General features: G+C 69.6%; 27 protein-coding genes and 1 tRNA gene. 12 read left to right on the top strand and 16 right to left on the bottom strand.

Features of this window, described 5'->3' with window-relative positions; all coding sequences use genetic code 11:
* Positions 1-116: 116 nt before the first annotated feature.
* Positions 117-1,742 carry a helicase HerA-like domain-containing protein gene (locus tag JYK17_RS35150; RefSeq protein ID WP_222811989.1) on the bottom strand — a complete coding sequence of 542 codons (1,626 nt, stop codon included), beginning with the start codon at positions 1,740-1,742 and terminating at the stop codon, positions 117-119.
* Between the two features lie 104 nt (positions 1,743-1,846).
* Here JYK17_RS35150 and JYK17_RS35145 point away from each other — a divergent pair, with 104 nt between their 5' ends.
* Together JYK17_RS35145 and JYK17_RS35140 are read left to right on the top strand one after the other, a co-directional pair.
* Entirely contained in the window at positions 1,847-2,143 is a 297-nt protein-coding gene (locus JYK17_RS35145; protein WP_003999914.1) for a type II toxin-antitoxin system VapB family antitoxin, read from the top strand.
* A 112-nt stretch (positions 2,144-2,255) separates the two neighbouring features.
* Positions 2,256-2,897, top strand: coding sequence for a LytR C-terminal domain-containing protein (locus JYK17_RS35140; RefSeq protein WP_261996488.1), 642 nt, complete (start codon positions 2,256-2,258; stop codon positions 2,895-2,897).
* A 98-nt stretch (positions 2,898-2,995) separates the two neighbouring features.
* On the opposite strand, the gene upp is transcribed toward JYK17_RS35140, so the two are convergent.
* Positions 2,996-3,631 (bottom strand): uracil phosphoribosyltransferase, encoded by a 636-nt coding sequence (gene upp, locus JYK17_RS35135; protein ID WP_108010225.1) that lies wholly within the window; start codon positions 3,629-3,631, stop codon positions 2,996-2,998.
* 161 nt (positions 3,632-3,792) lie between these two features.
* On the opposite strand from upp, the gene JYK17_RS35130 reads away from it, so the two are divergent.
* From JYK17_RS35130 to JYK17_RS35115, 4 genes are all read left to right on the top strand, one after another.
* Positions 3,793-3,984 (top strand): hypothetical protein, encoded by a 192-nt coding sequence (locus JYK17_RS35130; RefSeq protein ID WP_108010227.1) that lies wholly within the window; start codon positions 3,793-3,795, stop codon positions 3,982-3,984.
* 253 nt (positions 3,985-4,237) lie between these two features.
* Positions 4,238-4,774 (top strand): tRNA adenosine deaminase-associated protein, encoded by a 537-nt coding sequence (locus JYK17_RS35125; RefSeq protein WP_222811988.1) that lies wholly within the window; start codon positions 4,238-4,240, stop codon positions 4,772-4,774.
* Positions 4,775-4,833: 59 nt separating this feature from the next.
* Entirely contained in the window at positions 4,834-5,259 is a 426-nt protein-coding gene (gene tadA / locus JYK17_RS35120) for a tRNA adenosine(34) deaminase TadA (RefSeq protein WP_234548477.1), read from the top strand.
* A 60-nt stretch (positions 5,260-5,319) separates the two neighbouring features.
* Positions 5,320-5,404: transfer RNA gene (locus JYK17_RS35115), tRNA-Ser, on the top strand.
* Positions 5,405-5,469: 65 nt separating this feature from the next.
* Here the strand turns inward: JYK17_RS35115 and JYK17_RS35110 are convergent.
* From JYK17_RS35110 to JYK17_RS35050, 13 genes are all read right to left on the bottom strand, one after another.
* Positions 5,470-6,747, bottom strand: coding sequence for a tyrosine-type recombinase/integrase (locus JYK17_RS35110; RefSeq protein ID WP_222811987.1), 1,278 nt, complete (start codon positions 6,745-6,747; stop codon positions 5,470-5,472).
* Between the two features lie 79 nt (positions 6,748-6,826).
* Positions 6,827-7,060: an excisionase family DNA-binding protein gene (locus JYK17_RS35105; RefSeq protein WP_128802349.1), complete on the bottom strand. Its 234-nt coding sequence runs from the start codon at positions 7,058-7,060 to the stop codon at positions 6,827-6,829.
* 178 nt (positions 7,061-7,238) lie between these two features.
* On the bottom strand, positions 7,239-8,384 hold the full coding sequence (locus JYK17_RS35100; RefSeq protein ID WP_128802350.1) for a DUF3631 domain-containing protein: 1,146 nt from the start codon (positions 8,382-8,384) through the stop codon (positions 7,239-7,241).
* Positions 8,381-8,785, bottom strand: coding sequence for a hypothetical protein (locus tag JYK17_RS35095; RefSeq protein WP_206660175.1), 405 nt, complete (start codon positions 8,783-8,785; stop codon positions 8,381-8,383). Before JYK17_RS35095 ends, JYK17_RS35100 begins: the two co-directional genes overlap by 4 nt.
* Positions 8,782-9,711, bottom strand: coding sequence for a bifunctional DNA primase/polymerase (locus tag JYK17_RS35090; RefSeq protein WP_222811986.1), 930 nt, complete (start codon positions 9,709-9,711; stop codon positions 8,782-8,784). The genes JYK17_RS35095 and JYK17_RS35090 overlap by 4 nt, the downstream gene beginning before the upstream one ends.
* 89 nt (positions 9,712-9,800) lie before the next feature.
* On the bottom strand, positions 9,801-10,268 hold the full coding sequence (locus JYK17_RS35085; RefSeq protein WP_222811985.1) for a hypothetical protein: 468 nt from the start codon (positions 10,266-10,268) through the stop codon (positions 9,801-9,803).
* Positions 10,269-10,473: 205 nt separating this feature from the next.
* Positions 10,474-12,591 (bottom strand): FtsK/SpoIIIE domain-containing protein, encoded by a 2,118-nt coding sequence (locus JYK17_RS35080; RefSeq protein WP_222811984.1) that lies wholly within the window; start codon positions 12,589-12,591, stop codon positions 10,474-10,476.
* A 133-nt stretch (positions 12,592-12,724) separates the two neighbouring features.
* Positions 12,725-12,895, bottom strand: coding sequence for a pRL2-8 (locus JYK17_RS35075; RefSeq protein WP_206660176.1), 171 nt, complete (start codon positions 12,893-12,895; stop codon positions 12,725-12,727).
* A gap of 2 nt (positions 12,896-12,897) precedes the next feature.
* Entirely contained in the window at positions 12,898-13,215 is a 318-nt protein-coding gene (locus JYK17_RS35070) for a hypothetical protein (RefSeq protein ID WP_128802354.1), read from the bottom strand.
* Positions 13,216-13,217: 2 nt separating this feature from the next.
* The gene (locus JYK17_RS35065) at positions 13,218-13,607 is read right to left on the bottom strand and encodes an RRQRL motif-containing zinc-binding protein (RefSeq protein WP_128802355.1); all 390 of its coding nucleotides are present in this window, start codon (positions 13,605-13,607) and stop codon (positions 13,218-13,220) included.
* Complete coding sequence (locus JYK17_RS35060) at positions 13,607-14,479, bottom strand: DUF2637 domain-containing protein (protein WP_128802356.1); 873 nt, start codon at positions 14,477-14,479, stop codon at positions 13,607-13,609. Before JYK17_RS35060 ends, JYK17_RS35065 begins: the two co-directional genes overlap by 1 nt.
* A complete protein-coding gene (locus JYK17_RS35055) occupies positions 14,476-14,670 on the bottom strand; it encodes a hypothetical protein (protein WP_128802357.1) in 195 nt (64 codons plus the stop codon). Before JYK17_RS35055 ends, JYK17_RS35060 begins: the two co-directional genes overlap by 4 nt.
* Complete coding sequence (locus tag JYK17_RS35050; RefSeq protein WP_128802358.1) at positions 14,667-14,927, bottom strand: DUF6284 family protein; 261 nt, start codon at positions 14,925-14,927, stop codon at positions 14,667-14,669. Before JYK17_RS35050 ends, JYK17_RS35055 begins: the two co-directional genes overlap by 4 nt.
* A 487-nt stretch (positions 14,928-15,414) precedes the next feature.
* Here JYK17_RS35050 and JYK17_RS35045 point away from each other — a divergent pair, with 487 nt between their 5' ends.
* The 6 genes from JYK17_RS35045 (at position 15,415) to JYK17_RS35020 (ending at position 20,342) form a co-directional block, all read left to right on the top strand.
* A complete protein-coding gene (locus JYK17_RS35045) occupies positions 15,415-16,173 on the top strand; it encodes a GntR family transcriptional regulator (protein WP_222811983.1) in 759 nt (252 codons plus the stop codon).
* Entirely contained in the window at positions 16,170-16,847 is a 678-nt protein-coding gene (locus JYK17_RS35040; protein WP_222811982.1) for a P-loop nucleotide/nucleoside kinase family protein, read from the top strand. Before JYK17_RS35045 ends, JYK17_RS35040 begins: the two co-directional genes overlap by 4 nt.
* 302 nt (positions 16,848-17,149) lie before the next feature.
* Positions 17,150-17,326, top strand: coding sequence for a hypothetical protein (locus JYK17_RS35035; protein ID WP_164932198.1), 177 nt, complete (start codon positions 17,150-17,152; stop codon positions 17,324-17,326).
* A 184-nt stretch (positions 17,327-17,510) separates the two neighbouring features.
* Positions 17,511-18,350, top strand: coding sequence for an RNA polymerase sigma factor SigF (locus JYK17_RS35030; protein ID WP_108010233.1), 840 nt, complete (start codon positions 17,511-17,513; stop codon positions 18,348-18,350).
* Positions 18,351-18,653: 303 nt separating this feature from the next.
* Positions 18,654-19,544 (top strand): RNA polymerase sigma factor SigF, encoded by an 891-nt coding sequence (locus tag JYK17_RS35025; RefSeq protein WP_108010235.1) that lies wholly within the window; start codon positions 18,654-18,656, stop codon positions 19,542-19,544.
* Between the two features lie 258 nt (positions 19,545-19,802).
* A complete protein-coding gene (locus JYK17_RS35020) occupies positions 19,803-20,342 on the top strand; it encodes a hypothetical protein (RefSeq protein ID WP_108010237.1) in 540 nt (179 codons plus the stop codon).
* Positions 20,343-20,387: 45 nt separating this feature from the next.
* Here JYK17_RS35020 and JYK17_RS35015 read toward each other — a convergent pair whose 3' ends face one another.
* Positions 20,388-20,591 (bottom strand): hypothetical protein, encoded by a 204-nt coding sequence (locus JYK17_RS35015; RefSeq protein WP_108010239.1) that lies wholly within the window; start codon positions 20,589-20,591, stop codon positions 20,388-20,390.
* Positions 20,592-20,668 lie beyond the last annotated feature (77 nt).

Genomic DNA, 20,668 nt, shown 5'->3' with positions numbered 1-20,668 from the left:
GGCGTCCCGTTCCGCTGACCCGCGGCCGCCCCGCCGCGGCCGCCGTACGCCCTGCCCGCTCCGCGCACGGCGGTCCTGCGCGCCCCGGTCGCTGATCCGCCCCGGCAGGGACGCGCCTACCGCCTCCGTCGGGCCGTCCCGAAGAGCGAGCGGGTGATCTCCCGGCCGACCTGCGAGCCGACCGAGCGGGCGAGGGACTTGAACATGCTGCTGCCGACGACCTGTTGGACGATCGGGTGCTCCTCCTCGGCCTTGCCTACCTTGCCTGCCTTGTCCCGGGGGGCGTGCTCGGGCTCGGTCCTCGCGGGCGCCGCCGCCTCCTCGGGCCCCTTGGCCGCGCGCTCCGCGGCCGTCAGCTTCTCGTACGCCGATTCTCTGTCCACAGCCTGTGCGTAACGTTCGTGCAGCGGCGAGGACTGGACCGCCCGGTCCAGATCGGCGGTGGCGACCGGCCCCATCAGGGACGCGGGAGCGCGCAGCCGGGTCGCCGCGACCGGGGTCGGGGCACCCTTCTCGCTCAGCACCGTCACCACGGCCTCCCCCGTTCCCAGGCCGGTGAGCAGCTCCTCCAGGTCGTAGGGGGAGTTCGGGAACGTCTTCACCGTCGCCTTCAGCGCCTTCTGGTCGTCGGGCGTGAAGGCCCGCAGGGCGTGCTGCACGCGGTTGCCGAGCTGGCCGAGGACGTCGGACGGTACGTCCTTCGGGGTCTGCGTGACGAAGAAGACGCCGACCCCTTTCGAGCGAATCAGCCGCACGGTCTGCGTGATCGAGTCCAGGAAGGCCTTCGAGGCGTCGTTGAACAGCAGGTGCGCCTCGTCGAAGAAGAACACCAGCTTCGGCTTGTCGGCGTCGCCCACCTCGGGAAGGTCGTGGAAGAGGTCGGCGAGCAGCCACATCAGGAACGTCGAGAAGAGGTGCGGCTTGTCCTGCACGGCGGGCAGTTCGAGCACGGACACCGTGCCGCGCCCGTCCTCGGCCATGCGCAGCAGCTCACCGGTGTCGAACTCCGGCTCCCCGAAGAAGTCCGACATGCCCTGCCCCTCGAAGGCGGTCAGCGAGCGCAGGATCACCCCGGCCGTGGCGGTCGAGAGCCCACCGATGTTCTTCAGCTCCGCCTTGCCCTCGTCCGAGGTCAGGAACGCGACGACCGCCCGAAGGTCCTTGAGGTCGATCAGCTCAAGGCCCTTGGTGTCGGCGTAGTGGAAGATCAGGCCGAGGGACTGCTCCTGGGTCTGGTTCAGCCCGAGCACCTTGGACAGCAGGACCGGTCCGAAGCTGGTGATCGTGGCCCGTACGGGGATGCCGTGGCCGAGGCCGCCGAGCGCGTAGAACTGGGCCGGGAAGCCGCCCGGCGCCCACTCCTGGCGGACCTCCGCGGCCCGCCCCCGCACCTTGTCGTTGGGCTGCCCGGGCGCCGACACCCCGGACAGGTCCCCCTTGATGTCCGCCATGAAGACGGGCACACCCTGCGCCGAGAGCTGCTCGGCGACGAGCTGGAGCGTCTTGGTCTTCCCGGTGCCGGTGGCGCCCGCGACCAGGCCGTGCCGGTTGAGCACGGCGAGCGGGATGCGGATCTGCGCGTCCGGCAGGCACTCGCCGTCCCACAGCAGAGCCCCCAGGTCGAGCGCGGGCCCGGTGAACGCGTACCCGGAGGCGATCTCCAGGGCCTCCCGGGGGAGCGCGGGCGCGCTTCCGGGCGCCTCGGGAGCAGTGGCCGGCCGCGCGGTCTCGCTGTCACTCATATCGAGCCCCTATTCCCGTTTGCCCGTTTTCGTAACGTCTTTTCCAGCGTCGCACTCCGTCTCCATGGCTGCGCCCGGAACGTCTTGACCGGTAGGCTTTCCGTGTGATCTTCAAGCGCATCGGAAACGGCCGGCCGTATCCCGACCACGGCCGGGAAAGCACCCGGCAGTGGGCGGATGTCGCGCCGCGCCCGGTCCGCCTCGATCAGCTCGTCACCACCAAGGGACAGCTCGATCTCGAAACCCTCCTGGCCGAGGACTCGACCTTCTACGGCGACCTGTTCGCACACGTCGTCAAATGGCAGGGCGATCTGTACCTCGAGGACGGTCTGCACCGCGCGGTGCGGGCGGCGCTTCAGCAGCGTCAGGTCCTGCACGCGCGCGTGCTCGAACTGGACTGACGCGCGCCCGAGCGGCACCCGCCGGTAAAAGCTTGGCCCTTTCGGGTCCACCTGCGCGGCGAGCAATGATCATCTAGTAGGCATTGCCGCTCAGGCGCACTACGCTGCGCTCATGAGCATGCTGACTCCCCCGGGCATGGGCGGGAAGTACCGGATCACGGGGGACAAATACCCACGAATGCGACCACGCCGGAAGCGCGGCAGGCTGATGGCCGCCATGGTGGCCTCCGTGGTCGCGCTCGGTCTGGTCGTTTGGGGCGCCCTGCAGCTCATCGACGTCTTCACCGGCGGCGGCAAGAAGGCAGCGGCGGCCGGTTCCACGGCGGAGTGCTCGACCAAGGCGAGCCCGTCGGCCGGCACCAAGGGCGCCGCCGCCCCCAAGCCCGCCCAGATCACGGTCAACGTCTACAACGCCACCACGCGCAGCGGCCTGGCCAAGAGCACGGCGGACGAACTGAAGAAACGCGGCTTCAAGATCGGCGAGGTCGGCAACGCGACCAAGGAGTTCGACAAGAAGACCAAGGGCACCGGCGTCCTGCTCGGCCCCACGTCCTCCCTGAACACGTCCCTGCCGGTCCTGGCCACCCAACTCCCCACCGCGGAACGCCGCACAGACGCCTCCCGCAAGGACACCGCCGTAGACCTCATCATCGGCAACGCCTTCAAGACGCTCACAGCAAAGCCCACAGCAGACAAAGCCCTGACGGCCTTGGCCAACCCCAAGCCAACGTCAACGACAAAGAAGGCTTGCTGAGCAGCCAGGTTTTTGGCTTTTAGGGGCGCGGGGAACTGCGCGACAAGCCACAACGCACCCGCAGCCGCCACTCACCCCGCACCCCCACGGCGAAAGGGCTACTCAGCAGCCCCGTACAAGCGATCCCCCGCATCCCCCAGCCCAGGCACGATGTACCCGTGCTCATTCAGCCGCTCATCAACAGCAGCGGTAACCACAGTCACCGGCGTCCCCGCCAGCTCCCGCTCCATCAACTCCACCCCTTCAGGCGCAGCAAGCAACACCACGGCCGTCACATCATCGGCCCCCCGCTTGATCAGCTCCTGAATCGCGGCGACCAACGTGCCCCCCGTGGCCAGCATCGGGTCGAGGACGTAGACCTGTCGCCCGGACAGATCCTCCGGCATACGTGAGGCGTACGTCGACGCCTGCAGCGTCTCCTCGTTCCGGATCATCCCCAGGAACCCCACCTCGGCGGTCGGCAGCAGCCGGACCATCCCGTCCAGCATGCCGAGACCGGCCCGCAGGATCGGCACCACCAGGGGGCGCGGGTAGGAGAGCTTCACGCCGGTCGTGGGGGACACCGGCGTCCGGATGTCGACCTGTTCGGTGCGCACGTCGCGCGTGGCCTCGTAGGCGAGCAGGGTGACCAGCTCGTCGGCGAGACGGCGGAAGGTCGCGGAGTCGGTGCGCTGGTCGCGCAGCGTGGTGAGCTTGTGGGCGACCAGAGGGTGGTCGACGACGTGAAGACGCATGCCCTAACAGTAACCGCGCCCCCATGACCCTGGCGCTGGCGCCGAACCGCTCTCCAGAACCCTCGCACCGGGCGCCGAACCGCTCTTCACACCCCCTGCGCTGGCATCAAACCGCTCTTCGGAGGGAAAGTGGGAGGGACGGACCGGGGGGTGGTGTGCCCATGCCTGACCTGCCTGAGAGCGACGCGCGCAAGGACTCGCCGGCGGACGACGACGCCGAGCGCCGGCGGCGCAGGGCCCAGTTCCTGCGGGATCTCGCCGAGGCGCGCGAACTGCGCGACCGTGTCCAGCCCCGCCGCGCCAAGACCGCCCGGTTGCGCCACGCCATGCGCATGCGCACCTTCCGCTGGTGACCGGGGCGGCAACTCCGGTCCGTCAGCTGGGTCGTTGAGGGGCGACCCGGTGCGTGCACACCAGGATCGCCGCGTACGATCCCGCTCGTGGTCGATCAAAACGGGCGGACACAGGGAGCCGAAGACGTCCCCTCACGGCCTTGTTTCTGCCACGATTCCGAGTGGGTGGGGCTCGGAGCCCAGCTCTCCCCGCCCAGAACCTCCGCCGGGGGGACCCCCAACCGGCACGCCTAGGACCAGTGGGAGAGTCACGGTGTACTTCGCCGCACTGCTCGCGCGCACCGAAGACGGGTGGGAAGCGAGCGACACAGAGCTCGACGATGTGGAGACCCTGTCGGATCTGGCCGACCTCGCCCGGGAGGCGTCGACAGAGGACGACACGGTGCTCGTACTGATCGAGCAGGAAGACGGTTGGTTCGGCGTCGTCCGCGTCGACGGCGAGGACGACCCTCGTATCTACGTCTCGGACGCCGCGGCCGCCGCCCGCAGCAGTTACGGAGAGATCCTGCTCACCGACGAACTGCTCGGAAGGGAACCCGGCGACGACGTCTCCGACCTGGACTCCCTCGACCTCGACGGCACAGAGGACGGTGAGCCCGCCACCGACGACGACAACAACAGCAGCAGCAGCACGGGCGCCGAGGCGGTGCCGCACAGCCCCGTCGGCGACGTCGAGATCCTGGAGGACCTCGGCGTGAGCGCCAAGGAGCTGCGCACGCTCGACGAGGACGCCCTGAGCACGATCGCCGAGGCCCTCGGCGCCTCGGAGGTCCTGGAGACCGTCCGCTGACCACCGCACCGAGCGCGGCGGGCACCCCGGACCCGGTGCGCGACCGCTGGCGGGCCGCGATGCGGCTCGCCCTGGACGAGGCCCAACGGGCCGGCGAGGACGTCCCCGTCGGCGCCGTCGTGCTGGCTCCGGACGGGTCGGCCGTGCTCGCGGCCGGGCACAACGAGCGCGAGGCGACCGGCGATCCGACGGCGCACGCCGAGATCCTCGCGATCCGCCGGGCCGCCGCCGGGCTCGGCCGGTGGCGGCTGTCCGGCTGCACACTCGTCGTCACCCTGGAGCCCTGCACGATGTGCGCGGGCGCGATCGTGCAGTCCCGCGTGGACCGCGTCGTCTACGGCGCCCGCGACGAGAAGGCCGGAGCGGCGGGCTCGCTGTGGGACGTCGTACGCGACCGGCGGCTCAACCACCGCCCCGAGGTGATCGGGGGCGTACGCGCCGACGAGTGCGCCCGGCTGCTCACCGACTTCTTCCGCTCCCGCTGACTCCCCGACCACCCGATACCGATTTCAAAGCACCGCTGGAGGTGCTGTAAGGTCTCCCTCGGTAGCGTGTCCGAGCGGCCGAAGGAGCTCGCCTCGAAAGCGAGTGTGGCGCAAGTCACCGAGGGTTCAAATCCCTCCGCTACCGCAGGTAGACGAAGGGTCCGGCGCATCGCGCCGGGCCCTTCGCGCATCTCCGTCTCAGTTTCCGTCTCAGTTGGCCCGTACGAGCGCTCCGGCGGGCCCCTCGTCATCGTCGTCCGGCTCGTTGAAGGTCACTTTCCAGATGAGCCCGTCGACGCGTTCAGCGACCTCGTTCCGGACGGTGTCCACCATGTGTTGGTACCGAGCGGCCATGGCCGTGGTGGACCACCCCATGAGTCCCATGACGGCCCGCTCCGACACTCCGAGGATCAGCAGGACCGTCGCGGCGGTGTGGCGGGCATCGTGCAGACGGCCGTCCCGCACCTTCGCGTGGTCAAGCAACTCCTTCCAGTCGTCGTAATCCGTCCGGGGGGACGTGCCCCGACCCGTGGGAGTCGCGAACAGCCATCCCTCGTCAGACCAGCTGTCGCCGGCCGCCGTGCGTTCGGCGTCCTGCTTGACCCGGTGGACCCTGAGCAGGTCGACAAGCTGAGCAGGGAGCCCGACCGCGCGCCGACCCGCGCGGGACTTCGTGTCGGCCGTCTCGGGATTCGTCCGCTGACGCTGCGGGCAGTACCCGGCTTTCCTGCCGCAGGTGTCGCCGCACCCGTGGGCGTACTGAGGGCGCCTACGGCTCCGGCGAACCATCAGGACGCCCCGTTCGAGATCCACGTCAGCCCACTTGAGGCCCAGGGCCTCTCCCTGCCGGAGACCGAGCGCGAGCGCCACGGCCCAACGGGCGGAGTTGCGGCGGTCGTCGGCGGCCCGCAAGAGCCGCTGAACCTCGTCGACGGTGTACGGCTCCACCTCCTCTTCCCGGAGACGGGGTGCCTTGGCGAGTTGGACGGGGTTCCGTCCCAGGTGGCCACGCCGTACGGCCTCGTTGAGCGCCGTGCGGAAGGTGCGGTGGATCTGGTGGATCGTGCCCGGCTTACGACCGGCCGCCTGCATCTGCCCGTAGAAGCGCTCGATGTGCTCCGGCCTGAGCTTGTCGAGGCGGTGGGCCCCGAGGGCAGGGATCAGGTGCTTCCGGACGGCGACCCCGTAGCCGACCATGGTGTTTTCGTTCACCGCGAGTGGCGCGATGGTCTCCACCCAGTGAGTCAGCCATGTCTTGACGGTCCAGGGCTTGCCCGGCTTGGCAAGGGTCTTGGCGTCGCGCTGCTTCTCCAGTTCACGGACGGCCGCCGTCACTTCGGCGCGGGTCTTGCGTTCGACGTGTCGCCGGTCGGGCTTGCCGTCGTCGCACACGCCGACCGTCACGCGTCCGTGCCACTTCCCGTCTTTGCCGAGGTAGATGGACGATCGGCCGTTGGGCTGTCGGGTGCGCTTCTTGTCTTCCGCCACGGGCGGGCTCTCCTTCGAGTGAGGGTGAAACAGTCGGAGCACCACCCCGTTGTGGGGTGGTGCTCCGGTGAGGGATGGGTCAGGCTGCGCGTTGTTCGGCGCGGCGGCGGGCGAGGTAGGCGGCCGGGGCGTCGGCGGGGACTCGGCGGAGCCCGCCGACCATCAGGGATTCCAGCTCCCCGGTGCGGATCAGGGCGAAGCACGTAGTCCGGCCGATGCGGAGGCAGTAGGCGGCCTCTTCGACAGTCAGGAGAACGGGGGCAGGGCCGTCGACCTCAACGAGTCGGGCCGTCTCCACACTGGCGATGCTCATGCGGGATCTCCTCGGGGCAGTCCTTCGGGGGCCTCTCTGAGGGGCGCTACTTCCGCTACCGCCGCTACCTCGCAGGTCAGGGGCCTGTTCGAGGTAGCGGGAAGGGGTAGCGGTAGCGGATGGGTAGCGGGGAGGTAGCGGCAATCAGTGCCGGTTGCCGCTACCTCGTTGTTGCTGGTCAGGCAGCGTTTTCGGTGCCGGGTAGCGGAGGTAGCGGACTTTCCGGGGGTGGGGGGCAGTAGCGGGCCCACGCGTCCCAGAGATCGACGGCGTAGTAGCCCTTCAGGACGCTCCCGGCGGTCTTGATGTTGCGGGAGGTGATGGGCTCGTTGTCGGCCGTCATGTACTCCGCGAGCATCCGCGACAGGCGCCGGTTGTCGAGCGGCTTGCCGTGCAGGTCGGCCCACGGGGCGTCGTCGAGGGCGTTGAGCCGGTCGAGGATGGCGACGGTGGGCAGGCGGTCGATGCCGGTCATGACGTGGTCGCGCAGGTCGGTCAGCAGCCGGATTCCCAGGCTGCCTTTGTCGTTGGCCTTGGAGGCGGTCACCAGGGTCACGCATGCCTGCCGTGCCCGCTCGGGCCAGTTGCCGCCGATGGCATCGGCGATGGCGAGCAGGGGTTCCCACACGTCCGCCGGTCGGTCGGTGACGCCGTCGGGCATCTCGGGCCAGGCGCCCGTGACGACGTCCCGAGCGTGTTCGGCCCATTGGGCGAGCCGGTCACGGAGCTTGTGCCCCTCCGCCTCATGGCTGCGGGCCCGGAAGGGCTCCACGCGTTCGTTCCGCGCCCGCCGGCGCATGCGGATGATGACCGAGCGGGTCATGATCGTGTCGGGCAGGGCTCCCAGTCCGGCGACCGCGACCGCGCAGTACGAGGGGAATGCCTGCACGGTCTGGTTGCCGCCGTCGCCGATGCAGCGGTAGGTGACCCCGGTGCGGCGGTGACCGGCGTTGAGGAACCCGCGTAGCTCCTCGTTGTCGCCTGCCTTGGGGCCGAAGATCGTGTCGATTTCGTCGAACAGGATTGTCGGCCGGCCGTTGGGGTTGGACACGGACCGGAACAGGGCGGCGGCGGACGCGTTGACGGCCGTCATCGGCGCGGGGACGAGGGTTTCCACGATCTCCAGTGCCCGCGACTTCCCCGAGCCTGGTTCGGGTGAGAGGAACGCCAGGCGGGGGGTTGAGTCGAAGCAGTCGAGCAGGTGGGCGTGCGCATCCCACAACGCGACGGCGACGTAGGCGGCCTCGTGGGGGAAGACGTTGAAGCGGCGGTGGAAGGCTTCCACCTCGTCCAGCAGCGCGGCCCCGTCGATGGTGTCGGTCATGCGGCGGCCCTCCCTTCCTGGGGAGCACGGAGCGGGCAGGTGTCGCGGTGGGCGTCGTACGCGGCGGCCAGAGCCGCCACGGAGTCACGGCCGCTGGCGTTGCCGGTCCGCCCGCACGCGCAGGCGTAGGCGGCGGTCGGGGTTGCTCCCAAGCGCTTGGACCAGCGAGCGCCGTCGTAGTGGTGCCGGTAGACGGGCGGGGCGGAAATGCGGATGCCGGGTTGCTCCGGCGTGGGGTCGCCCGGGGCGGCGGTCTGCGGGTCAGGGCATGTTCGGACGCCCTGGCGGGCGGCGCCCTTCGGCGCGCCTACGGCCGTCGTGTCCACAGGCTGTGGCGCGTGCGGCGGCCCGCCGGGGGTGGGGGTGATGCTCTTCAGGCGGGGGCGGGCAGGGGTGTTCATGCCGTCGCCCTCCTGCCGGTCTGGTTGTGGGCGATGGACCAGTTCAGGGCGCTGCGCAGGGTGGAGCGGCACTCGGCGACGGTGAGTCCGGCCGCCTCCCCCGCCTCCTGAAGAGCCTGCTCAACCACGTGCCGGGGGAGGTCGCCCCACGCGACGAACCGTCCCAGGGCGCGCGCTGCGGTGAACAACGTCCGCTCGCGCTCCCCGTGTTGGGCCGTGGCGACGTTGCGCGTCTCGTTGCCGAGCGCTACATCCGCATATCGTCGTGATTGCCCCGCTACGGCGATTGACGGCGTCTGAGACGCCCTGGGGGCCGGTCGCAGGATGCTTTGCAGCCAATCGGGCAGACGGGCCGCCACAGAGCCGCACAGCGCTTCGTAGGCTCCGGCGGGGGTGGTGGATCCGGCGGCGACGACGTAGCCGCCCCATGCGCGGGTGTCGACCAACTCCCCGACGGTTCCCGCTGTGTTGGTCAGCCGCACCCCGTGCGGGGCGGTGAAGTACAGGTGCTCCCCGCCGCTCGCGGTCCGCACCCGGTAGGTGTCGGGGACGGCGTGCCCGGTGCGCTCGCAGAGCGCCCCGAAGGTCGCCGCGCCGCAAGGCGCGTCCGAACTGCCTTTGTCCTTCGGTACGTCCAGGTCGACGACCAGCAGGCCGGATGGGCCGGTGGCGATGCCGACGTTGAACGGCGTCCGGGACCAGGCGGCGCGGATGCGGTCCGGGTCAGTGGTCGCGCGCTGCTCCCACTTCAGGTGGCCACTCGCGCACGCACCCGTGCGCGGGCAGGCGGCCTCCCCGTGCAGCGCGGGGCGCTTGGTGCCGGGGCGGAGGGGGAAGACGTGCCAGCCGCGCGCGGCGGCGTCGAGTGCTGCACGTAGCAGGCGCTCGGGTTCCGGCACTCGCCGGATGTCGGTGGGTTGGGTCATGCTGGGAGGTCTCCAGTTCCGTGAAGGTGCTGGTTGGGCAAGGGCGGTCCCGCTGTCATTGGCGTGAGGTGGGGCCGCCCTTGGCGTAGCTAGCCGTGGAAGTGGTTGCGCTTGAAGATGGCTTTGCGGATATTGACCGTGGTCGACTCGCGGTGCCCGCTCGTGCTGAAGACCTGCACGGCGATCCAGCCGCCGAAGATGACGGCCGCGAGGGTGATGAGCTGAGTGATGAGCGCGGTCAGCGCGGTGATGAAGGTGGTGAGCAGCAGCAGGCCACCACACACCGCAAGGAAGCCGACGCCCCCAAGCGCGACGTTCACCGCAGCGCGGGAGACCGGCGGCTTGGCGGCGACCGGTTCGGGCTTGGCGGGTTCGATGGCGTAGCCGGTGACGACGCGGCCGTCGGGCAGGACGATGCTCGCCACAGACGGCACGGTGCCCGGCTGAACGGGAACCAGTGGCGCCGCCTGGTGGACGAGGGCGGGCTGTATCGGGGTCGGCTGGTGGACATCGACGGCCCGCGCGGCGGGCGTCTGCGGAACGCGTTCGGGGTACATGCGGAATCCCTTCCGGTGCCGGTTCCAGGGAGGCGGAGACACACCCTTGAAGGTGTGCTGTGGAGGGGGTTTCAGGGGTCTGGCCTGGGGTGCCTCCCTGCCTCCCTGGACGATCATTTGTGCAGGTCAAGGCGAGGGAGGCGGGGCAGGGAGGGGGTCAGGGAGTTCTCCCTGCCTCCCTGCCCCGGCGGGGGTCGGCTCCCTGTCATTGGGAGGCGGAAGCGGAACCCTCGTCGTCGCGGTTGGCGAGCGCGCGGGCGAGGCGGTCGCGGCCGACGACCATGACGCCGTCGGACTTGTACGGCTCCGCGCCGGTGCCCTCTAGCACGCGCTTGAGGTCGAGGAACGACCAGCCGCCGTAGGCGCCCGGATTGAGGGTGCCGAGCCGGGACAGCACGTCCTTGGTGCGCACCCGCTCCGCCGTGCCGATGACGGAGGCGATGTCGGCGAGCGGATCGCGCTGCTCGCCCTTGTCGATGGCGTGCAGGGTGGTCACGCCGTCGCGCAGGGCCTTGGCGCGGTCGGTGATGGCCTCGGCCGCGTCGTCGTCGATGTAGTGCGTACGCACCGTGATGGACGACTGTCCGGCCGGGATGGCGATGCCGTCGGAAGCGACGACCAGCGTTCCCCGGTCCAGGCCCGGACGCAGCAGGTTCGGCGCGGCCCCGCCGTCGACCGCCTTGTCCCCCAGGGCCATCCGGGCCTGGGATTCGGTGCCCAGGGCGAGTGAGGCGCGGGTGTGGGCGCCCTCGCGCACGAGCTTGGGCAGGTTCTCGTTGGTGGGGTCCTGGGTGCCCTGCCACATCAGGACGTTGACCGCACGGCCCTGGTTGTGAATCTTGCGGACGGCCATGAAGTACCGGGAGTTGGCCTTGGAGCCGCCGTAGGGGCGCTTGTCCTCGTCCTTGGCCGGGCACATGAACGCCACCTGCGCCTCGTCGACCAGCACGATCAGCGGAGGGAAGGTGGTGCCGGGCGGAGCCTGGATGCGGCGGTTCATCTCCGCCACCGCGCCCTCGACCATCTCCGTCACCTGGATCACGTGCTCATCCGTCGGCCCCTGGATCAGTGTGGTGGCCAGTCCGTCGAACATGGCCCAGTCGCCCACGCCCTTGAGGTCGCCCATCAGGAACTGCACCGAGCGGTCCAGGGACAACCACAGCGCGAGGGAGCGCAGGGCCACGGTCTTGCCCTGGTTGGACAGGCCGGTGATGAGCAGGTGGCGCTGATACAGGCTCAGCGCGGCCGCGTCGCCGCGCAGGTCCTGCCCCCAGGGGGCGCGGCCCTTGGCGTAGTCGGCGGTCATCGTCTCGTCGGTGACCAGCGGGGACGGGCCGATCGGCTCATCCAGCGCGCCGGAATCGGCGATCCACAGCCGCACCGTACGCGCGGCCTGCGGGATGGTGATGAACACCTCGTGCTCGTGCCGGGTCAGGTTCTCCGCCAGCTTGCGCCGCCGGTTCTGTACCTCGATCGTCGACACCCCCGAGGGGAGCGTGACGTCGACCTCGACGCCGCATCCGGCGATGCGGATGGGGCCGAGCATGGAGGCGCCGGCGTCGCCCATCTCCTGGATGGCCTTGCGCAGGGCGGGCACCCCGAGGTCGCGCAGGGCTTTGACGACGATGGACGGGGTGATCGGCTCACCCTCGCTCGATCGGACCTGGTCGGGCATCGACCACGCGGGGGCGGCCTGCTGGTGCTTGCCGACGGCCCACAGCGCGAGCAGGGCGAGCAGCGGGCCGATCGTGAGCGCCGGGCCCCACACGATCTGCACGATCCGGATGAGCAGACCGATGAACTCGATGGTGGCGGCGAGCGGGGTGATGACGTCACGCACGTCGCCGCTGTTGATGGCCATCACGACCCCGAGCGCGACCAGCGCGCCGACGCTCATGCCGGCGGCGACGCCGACGCCCTTGGCGGCGTCGCCGGGCGAGTGCAGCAGGTCCATGCGGCGGCGGTGCCTCGCTTCGCGGAAGCGCTGCAGGCGCTCCTCCCACTCCTCGGCGACCTCGTAGTTCCCGGCGGCCTCGGCGGCGCGCAGCATGCGCTCATACCGTGCGCCGGTGCGGCCGTCCCAGGTGCGCCGGACCACGATCCGGCCGCCGTTGAGGGTGTAGAGGGAGTGCCGGGCGACCGCGCGGGCGGCGGTCTTGGTGGTGTCGTGCGTGACCGCTGCACGGACGGCGCGGCCGGAGCGCACCCACAGCGGCACGGGCGCCGGGGGTGCCGGTTCGGGGACCACGGTCAGTGTGGTCACGGCCGCCTGATCGGCGGGCGGTTCGGGGTTCTTGTGCAGGCGTACGACGTTCTCGGACATGCGGAACTGACTCCTGACTGCCCTCATGGGGGCGGGAGTTGGTGGAGGATGAGGGGCGCCGGGGCGGCCGGACTCGCGGGAGGGCGCGGCCACCCCGAGCGGGAACGTGCGGATCAGACGGGGGCCGGTGCGGTCACCACCAGCTCGACCGCTTCTTGGGCACGAGGTAGGGGCAGCCGTTGCGCATGTGGTCCAGGCACGGCTGGCAGTCCTCGCGCGGCTTGAGCTTGCGGTGGATGCTCTTGTCGTAGGCGTGCTGCCAGCACTGCGGGCACGCGCCCGGAGGCGTCTCGGGTACGGCCATGGTCACCACCACCCCGAGGACTTCTTGGCGGCCTTGTCGCGGGCGGCCTCGGTGACGATGCGCTGCCGTTCCATCTGGAGTGCGGTCAGTTCGGCGGTCAGCCGGGTCTCGGCGGCACTCGCGGTGGTGTCCATGCGGCGTTCGGCGCGGCCGGTGCTCTTGCCGCGTGCGGCGCGCACGGAGCCGCCCGCCACGGCCGCGAACATGGCGCGCCGTTCGGAGCCGGTCAGCGGCCACCATTCGCCGTTGCGGACCGCCTCCAGCTTGCGCATGGTCAGCTGGATCTCTTTGTCCAGGCGGCGGGTGTTGGGCTTGCCCATGGTCACTCCCCCTCCGGGGTCGGGGTGTTGGCGTCGATGCACAGCCCGCACAGGCCGTAGCGGCGGGAAATGCAGTAGTCGTAGGTGATCCGGCAGGACGGGCAGGTGCGGCGGGCGAGCATCGCCAGGGCGAGCGCGCCCCACTTGCGCGACGTCATCGGCCGCACCGGCAGCGCCAGGTCCTCGCGGTAGAGGAAGGCGACGCGCGGCCCGCCAGCACGGCGGTTGATGCGCATGACCTGCGCGGCGATCGGCTGACCGCCCGGACGCAAGCCCCGGGCCCGTAACTGCCGGCGTGTGGCGAGCCCGTCCGGGGCGAGCCGCCACGGGTAGGTGGGCACCCCGTAGCGGGCGCCGGACGGGTCGAAGCACTTGCCCCACGCGGCCGACATCAGGCGGCCCGCTCGGCGAGCAGCGTGTCGCGCAGGGTGCGGGCGTTCGCGGGCGAGGTGTGCACCTCGCGGCGGATGCCCTCGGCGGTGATCTGCGCGTCCGGCCAACCGGCCGTCACGGTGCGCGCCTCGGTGAGCAGCTGCTCCGGGGTGCGCTTGGGTCGGGTCGACTTCGCGGCGGCGGGGACTCGACCGGTCGCCCGTCGCGGACGGGACGAGGTGGCCGCTACCGTGGCGCGCGCGGTCGACGTGACCGGCGCGGGGGTGATGGCCCGGATCGGCTTGTGCGGGGTCGACTTGCCCAGGTCGACGGCGACCGGTGCAGGCAGCGGCAGCCGGGTCAGCGTGATGGGAGCGGGGGTCGATTCCGGCAGGTCAGCCGTAGACCGATACCTCTCGGTATTGGTGGATTCCTCCGCATTCGTGTCTGCGGTCAGGATCGGGGCCGGTCGATGGTGCAGCACCTTGGCGACCAAGTCGGAGCCGAAGTAGATCGACCCGACCGGAAGCGACGTGGCGAGCAGGACGAGCGCCCAGTTGGCGGGGTCCCAGTCGGCCAACCGTCCCCAGTCGACCGCACGGCCGTGCAGCGCGGGGACCAGACCGTGGACGTAGTTGAGGACAAGGGAGGCGCCCGTGTAGGTACCCAGCACCCGCAGCGCGAACTTCCGATCCTGGCCGACCAGGACGAGGGTGGCGACCAGCGCCAGCGCCATCAGTCCGTCGACCACGAACGGGTAGAGGGTGGCGGCGGTGTGGTCCGCGCCGATCGCGTTGGCGATGTCGCGCAGCGCGTTCCAGGAGACCCGAAACGCCATGCCGACCACACCGACCAGCGCGGCCACCAGCAGGATGCGGCCCGTGCGATTCATCGCGCACCGCCCCTCTGGCGGCGGCCGTGACGCACCCAACCGACGCACTGCACGAAGCAACCGGCCACGACCAGGTAGCGCCACACGTGGTCGTGCGTGACGTACGCGGCCGTCGTACCGGTCACCGCAGCGAGGGCGCCCGCCAGGACGAGCAGGAGAGCCCAGCCGCGCGGGGAAGGCGTGGCACTCATGCCGCACCGCCCGTCGCGTTGGAGCGGTTGGCCAGCGTGCGCCGCGCGGCGAGCACCTTGCGGTGCGCGCGGCGAATGCGCCGGGCGTCCAGCTCAGTCGGGATGCGGTCGAGGGTGATGATCTGCGCGTCCAGCAGGTCGACGTCCGCGAGGATCGCGGGCAACTCCTGCTCGATCGCGTCCAGCTCAGCGTTCGTCGGTTCGATCCAGTCGGCGAACGCGGTAACAGCGTCCTGAACAGTAACGATGGGGCTCATGGGTCGTGGTTCCTCTCAGGAGGGGAACGGCCCGAACCGCGCCCCCGGTGTTCCAGCACCGGGGGCGCTTGCCGTTGTGGGTGACAGCCGCGCCAAGCGCGCGGCACGGCCACTGAAGGTGGCCGGAGTGCCCCGGGCGAGATTCGATCTCGCGCCCTCACGGCAGAACGCCGGGGCGATGAACGTGTCTCCTTCGGGGGTGCCGCGCCCGTATCAGGTAGCGCGGCATGACCCCGTTGTAGGCGTATGGAGACGTGACCTTTCGGTCTAAGCCCTCCCGAATGACCAGGGTCGGGTGCGCCCTCGGCCCGCTCTGTCCCGGGCCCCTTGACCTCAAGCGGCCCTGAAGCAGGGCGCATTGAGGTCCTGCACCCCCCGATCGGCTGAGCCGCCCGGTGGGCACATCCCTAAGGTTCCCTAGGGGTCCCTGCGGTGTCAAGCGGTAAGGTAGGGAACCTCAGGGAAGTGACGAAAAGGAGCAGGCGTGATGGCAGGCCAGGCCGACAACCGGGCGCCGTACGCGAAGATTGCCGCCCACTACACAGAGCTGATTACGTCTGGTCAGCTAGAGCCAGGAACCCTCTTGCCGAGCATCAAGAACCTCGCGGAAGAGTGGAAAGTGAGTACCGCAACGGCGGAAAAGGCCCTGCGCAAGCTGCGCAACGAGGGACTTGTACGAGGGATCCACGGGATCGGTACAGAGGTCTTGGACCAGCCTGCTCCCATGTCGTCCGGCTCTCAGCGCCAGGACCGAGGGCGCCGTACCGGATCTAGCTGGGGAGCCGGTGAAAGGTCCGACTCGCATCAGGCCGCCGTCGTGTCCGCACCCGCCGAAGTGGCACAAGCGCTGGACATTCAGCCTGGCTCCGATGTGATCCGCCGGAGCCGGGTCTACCGAGACCGGCACGGCATCGTTGCCCACAGCACGTCATGGATTCCCGCTCGCTACGGGAAGCTGATCCCGCAACTGGCGGAGAGCGAGCGTCTGACCGGAGGAACGTCGCTCCAACTCATTGCCCAAGCGACGGGCCACGCGATCAGCCACCGCATCGACACAGCCTCAGCACGTCTAGTGACACCGGAGTACGCGCAGCTCTTGGAACTGGACCCCGAACATCCTCCGACAGAACCAGTGGTCGTCATGACGGCAAAGTTCGTGGACAGCGAGGGGAACATCGTTGAATACGGCGTGGACCTCGGCGGCCCTGGCCGCACATGGCGCACAGAGTCGGAGGTCACCTCATGACGGTGATGGATGACACGCTCGCGAACGTGCTGGAGGAGCGCCTAGGGTCACTACTTGCAGCCCGCAGGGCTGGCACAATCACGCCCGAAGCCGAAGCGGAGATGGCAGCCATCTCCCAGACCATGACGAGACCGATGTCACCACGTCCACCGTTCTGCGTCCTTATGGCCGGGCTCCCCGGCTCCGGCAAGACCACTCTTTCCCGCGCCCTTACGGATCGCGGGTTCGTTCGTCTGTGCCCGGATGAAGAGATGTACCGGCGGCATGGCGTTTACGGAGTCGACTTCCCGCGAGGCACGTTCCCGACCCTAGAGCGGCCAGTACTTGAAGACGTGGCGGTTGAACTCAGGGAACAGCTCAAGGCCGGACATGACGTCGTCGTCGACCACGGCTTTTGGACCCCGGAGGATCGGGCAAGGTGGCGAGCCATCGCCACCGACGCCGGCGCCACCCCTGTGCTGGTCTATCTCGAAGCCAGCCATGATGAACTCTGGGCACGGATCAGCAGGCGAAACGACTTCCATGCAGACGATCCGAACTCGATCTACTTCTCGGAGAGCGACCTACAGCGGTACCGGACCCGGTTCATCCCCCCGCAGGCAGATGAACCGCACCTCCTCTACGAGGGCGACGCTACGGACGTGATCGCGGCCATGGAAGCTTCACGCCACTGACGTACTACACGCTTAAGCGCAGGTCAGCCCCGCCGTACTCCGTCTCAGTTTCCGTCTCATTCATCCCCGTCCGGAGCCGTTCAGAGGGGTTCACGCGACGGACGCAGATACGCGAATGAACGAGGTTGAACGGCTCCGAATCCCCCTCTGACCAGCACGAACAGACCTCGAAAGCGAGTGTGGCGCAAGTCACCGAGGGTTCAAATCCCTCCGCTACCGCTCACCGAAGGGCCCCGTCGAGAGACGGGGCCCTTCGTGCGATCATGTGCGGTCGTTGGGACTCAGCGACTCGGGAGGCCGCGATGGCGGTGAATGCGAAGAAGATCGCCATCTATGTGCTCGTGGTCTTCGCCCTGTATTTGATCATCACGGATCCGGCCAAGGCGGCCGACTACGTCCAGATAGGGTTCGAGGGCATCTCGGACGCCGCGAAGGCCATCGGCGACTTCTTCACCTGGCTGGCCAACGGGGCCCATTAGCCCGCCGCACTCGAGAACGTGACCCAGAGCCCTGCGCCGGAACCGGCGTGGGGCCTTTTTGCGTCCTTTGTCCCAAGTTGACGTCAACACGGCGTAATGAGGTGCTTGCACAGAGTGCACATCTCTTGTGATGCTATGACCACTTTTGACGGGTGAGTTGACCGATTGCGAGGCGGAGTTGACCGTGCCGGCCAGTACTGCGCCTCAAGCACCGCCCCAGGAAGCCGCACCGGAGCCGGTGGAAGCCGCTCCGCCGCGCAGCCGCGGTGCCGACACCCGGGCCCTCACACAGGTGCTCTTCGGCGAGCTCAAGACACTGCGCCCCGGCAGCCCGGAGCACATCCGGGTGCGCGGGGCGCTGATCGAGGCCAACCTCCCGCTCGTGCGCTACGCCGCCGCCCGTTTCCGCTCCCGCAACGAGCCGATGGAGGACGTGATCCAGGTCGGCACGATCGGGCTCATCAACGCGATCGACCGCTTCGACCCGGACCGCGGCGTGCAGTTCCCCACCTTCGCGATGCCGACCGTGGTCGGCGAGATCAAGCGGTACTTCCGCGACAACGTCCGCACGGTCCATGTGCCGCGCCGGCTGCACGAGCTGTGGGTGCAGGTCAACAGCGCCACCGAGGACCTGACGACCGCCTTCGGGCGCACCCCGACGACCGCCGAGATCGCCGAACGGCTGCGCATCACCGAGGAGGAGGTCCTCTCCTGCATCGAGGCGGGCCGCTCGTACCACGCGACCTCCCTGGAGGCCGCGCAGGAGGGCGACGGGCTGCCGGGCCTGCTCGACCGGCTCGGCTACGAGGACCCGGCGCTGGACGGCGTCGAACACCGCGACCTCGTCCGCCATCTCCTCGTACAACTCCCGGAGCGGGAACAGAGAATCCTGCTGCTGCGCTACTACAGCAACCTCACCCAGTCGCAAATCAGCGCGGAACTCGGCGTCTCCCAGATGCATGTCTCACGGCTACTCGCGCGTAGCTTCCAGCGGCTGCGATCCGCTAATCGGATCGAGGCATAAGAGGCGCACGGGCGCACACTCCGGAACACCGCAGTTCGCAAACAGGATCGACGGGTAACCGGCAAGAGCGAATCGCTCACCAGGGACGTTCCCGGCATTTCTGTGTCAAAAAAGCGTCAGACCCCCTCTTTCCAGGGCCGATTCGCATCTCACGTGTCGACATGTCACTACAGCGCGTTGCCGACATGTGACATTCTTCCCCAGACGCGTTTGCCGGGGCGTCGGCTCCGGTATTCAGGTGAAGGCTGAACTCCTCGCAGAGGAACTTCGGCCGCGACCGTCCCGCGACCCAGAGGGGGTGGCATGTCCGCAGACCAGGGCAGCTCGAAGGTGCTCACACTCGCGAAGAGCGAGTCCGCACCCGCTGACGCCGTGTTCGTCGAGGCTCCGGTGCTGGAGGCCCCCCAGGCCCCGGCTCTTCCGAGTCCGGAGAACATCGACACCCGCACCCTGTCCCGCTCCCTTTTCCTGCGGCTCGCCGCACTCGACGAGCACAGCCCCGAGCGTGTGTACGTGCGGGACACCCTCATCGAACTCAACCTCCCCCTGGTGCGCTACGCCGCGGCCCGGTTCCGCTCGCGCAACGAACCGATGGAGGACATCGTCCAGGTCGGCACCATCGGCCTGATCAAGGCGATCGACCGGTTCGACTGCGAACGGGGCGTGGAGTTCCCGACGTTCGCGATGCCGACCGTCGTCGGCGAGATCAAGCGGTTCTTCCGCGACACCTCGTGGTCGGTGCGCGTGCCGCGCCGGCTGCAGGAGCTGCGCCTGGCCCTGACGAAGGCCAGCGACGAGCTCTCCCAGAAGCTCGACCGCTCGCCGACCGTGCCCGAACTCGCCGCCGTGCTCGGCGTCTCCGAGGAGGACGTCGTCGACGGCCTCGCGGTCGGCAACGCCTACACGGCCTCCTCACTGGACTCCCCGGCCCCCGAGGACGACGGCGGCGAGGGCTCCCTCGCGGACCGCCTCGGCTACGAGGACACCGCCCTGGAGGGCGTCGAGTACCGCGAGTCGTTGAAGCCGCTGCTGGCCAAGCTGCCGCCCCGTGAGCGGCAGATCATCATGCTCCGCTTCTTCGCCAACATGACGCAGTCGCAGATCGGCGAGGAGGTCGGCATCTCGCAGATGCACGTCTCCCGCCTGCTGACCCGCACGCTGGCGCAGCTGCGCGAGGGGCTCATCTCGGACTGAGCGAGGCCCCGCCCGGGGGTTCCTATTTGACGGTGCGTCAGCCACCATGGCGCGATGTTGCGTGGGACTTCCGGGACCCCTCGGACGACAGGGACACATGGCCGTCGAGGCGCCGTTACGGCTGCGTCGGCGGCCGTCGTCTGCCTGGGCGCCGTACTGGCGGCGTGCGGGGGCGGTGGCACGGACGGCGGCTATGTCGCCACCGGAGCGGCCGGCGGCGCACCACGGACCTCCGGTACGGCGGCTCCGACGGGCGGCGTGACGTTCGTACCGCTGGATACGGACCCCGAGCGGAGCGACTCCCCCTCGGCGGGCGGCAGTTCACACGAGGGGGCGGACGAGCTGCCGGCCGGGACCGTACCCGCGCCTCCCGCCGGAACCCCGTCGGCCCACGGTGATGGCGGCAGCGGCACCAAGTCGGCCTCTACGACGACCACTTCACCGTCGGCGACGGCAACTCCCGGCCGTACGGCTCCCGCAGGGCCCGCGGGTCCGGCGGATCTGAGCTGGAGCGAGCCGAAGCGGAAGGCGACGGACCAGCGCTGGTGCGAGGACGTGGCCCTGACCTTCACCAACTCCGGGGGCACCGCGGTGCGTTCCGGCACCGTCACGTTCGGCACGCATGTCATCGGCGCGCTCGGCATCGACTGGGCGACGGTGACGTCGGACGTGCGGCTTCCGGCGCCGATCGACGCCGGGGCGCACAGGAAGAAGACCTGGACGGTGTGCGTCGACGCCTGGCGCGTGCCGCTCGGCATGCACATCGAGACGCGCGACGTCACCGTCCGGTGGAAATGAACCGTCCGGTGGAAAACCGTCCGGTGGAAGTGAGCTGAGCGCTCGCTACATCATCGCGAGCCACGCGACGGCCGCCACGACCGCCACCGCGACGACGATGCCGACGATCAGACCGATGCGGGGGCCGGCCGGAGCGGCGGGCTGCTGCCGGGTCTGGCGGCCCTGCGGGCCCTCGTCGACGAACGCGCGGAACATCTGGGTGCTGCCTGCGGGGTCGTGGTTGCCCTGGGGGCCCTGGGGGTTAGCCATGGCAGCAGACCCTAGCGAATCAGTGGGTGTGGCCCAAGTGGGGGGCCTCTCACCTGGGCATCCGCCGCCACCTGCGT

The sequence above is a fragment of the Streptomyces plumbidurans genome (assembly GCF_019857225.1).
GTDB classification, from domain to species: Bacteria; Actinomycetota; Actinomycetes; order Streptomycetales; family Streptomycetaceae; genus Streptomyces; species Streptomyces plumbidurans.
Note: the sequence above shows the minus strand (reverse complement) of the source record. Positions and strands in the feature narration are given on the sequence as shown.

Coding starts and splice junctions, on each gene's coding strand:
- JYK17_RS35150 (WP_222811989.1), bottom strand. CDS start 1,742: ATGAGTGACAGCGAGACCGCGCGGCCGGCCACTGCTCCCGAGGCGCCC.
- JYK17_RS35140 (WP_261996488.1), top strand. CDS start 2,256: ATGAGCATGCTGACTCCCCCGGGCATGGGCGGGAAGTACCGGATCACG.
- upp (WP_108010225.1), bottom strand. CDS start 3,631: ATGCGTCTTCACGTCGTCGACCACCCTCTGGTCGCCCACAAGCTCACC.
- JYK17_RS35130 (WP_108010227.1), top strand. CDS start 3,793: ATGCCTGACCTGCCTGAGAGCGACGCGCGCAAGGACTCGCCGGCGGAC.
- tadA (WP_234548477.1), top strand. CDS start 4,834: ATGCGGCTCGCCCTGGACGAGGCCCAACGGGCCGGCGAGGACGTCCCC.
- JYK17_RS35105 (WP_128802349.1), bottom strand. CDS start 7,060: ATGAGCATCGCCAGTGTGGAGACGGCCCGACTCGTTGAGGTCGACGGC.
- JYK17_RS35100 (WP_128802350.1), bottom strand. CDS start 8,384: ATGACCGACACCATCGACGGGGCCGCGCTGCTGGACGAGGTGGAAGCC.
- JYK17_RS35095 (WP_206660175.1), bottom strand. CDS start 8,785: ATGAACACCCCTGCCCGCCCCCGCCTGAAGAGCATCACCCCCACCCCC.
- JYK17_RS35090 (WP_222811986.1), bottom strand. CDS start 9,711: ATGACCCAACCCACCGACATCCGGCGAGTGCCGGAACCCGAGCGCCTG.
- JYK17_RS35085 (WP_222811985.1), bottom strand. CDS start 10,268: ATGTACCCCGAACGCGTTCCGCAGACGCCCGCCGCGCGGGCCGTCGAT.
- JYK17_RS35080 (WP_222811984.1), bottom strand. CDS start 12,591: ATGTCCGAGAACGTCGTACGCCTGCACAAGAACCCCGAACCGCCCGCC.
- JYK17_RS35075 (WP_206660176.1), bottom strand. CDS start 12,895: ATGGCCGTACCCGAGACGCCTCCGGGCGCGTGCCCGCAGTGCTGGCAG.
- JYK17_RS35070 (WP_128802354.1), bottom strand. CDS start 13,215: ATGGGCAAGCCCAACACCCGCCGCCTGGACAAAGAGATCCAGCTGACC.
- JYK17_RS35065 (WP_128802355.1), bottom strand. CDS start 13,607: ATGTCGGCCGCGTGGGGCAAGTGCTTCGACCCGTCCGGCGCCCGCTAC.
- JYK17_RS35060 (WP_128802356.1), bottom strand. CDS start 14,479: ATGAATCGCACGGGCCGCATCCTGCTGGTGGCCGCGCTGGTCGGTGTG.
- JYK17_RS35055 (WP_128802357.1), bottom strand. CDS start 14,670: ATGAGTGCCACGCCTTCCCCGCGCGGCTGGGCTCTCCTGCTCGTCCTG.
- JYK17_RS35050 (WP_128802358.1), bottom strand. CDS start 14,927: ATGAGCCCCATCGTTACTGTTCAGGACGCTGTTACCGCGTTCGCCGAC.
- JYK17_RS35045 (WP_222811983.1), top strand. CDS start 15,415: ATGGCAGGCCAGGCCGACAACCGGGCGCCGTACGCGAAGATTGCCGCC.
- JYK17_RS35040 (WP_222811982.1), top strand. CDS start 16,170: ATGACGGTGATGGATGACACGCTCGCGAACGTGCTGGAGGAGCGCCTA.
- JYK17_RS35035 (WP_164932198.1), top strand. CDS start 17,150: ATGGCGGTGAATGCGAAGAAGATCGCCATCTATGTGCTCGTGGTCTTC.
- JYK17_RS35025 (WP_108010235.1), top strand. CDS start 18,654: ATGTCCGCAGACCAGGGCAGCTCGAAGGTGCTCACACTCGCGAAGAGC.
- JYK17_RS35015 (WP_108010239.1), bottom strand. CDS start 20,591: ATGGCTAACCCCCAGGGCCCCCAGGGCAACCACGACCCCGCAGGCAGC.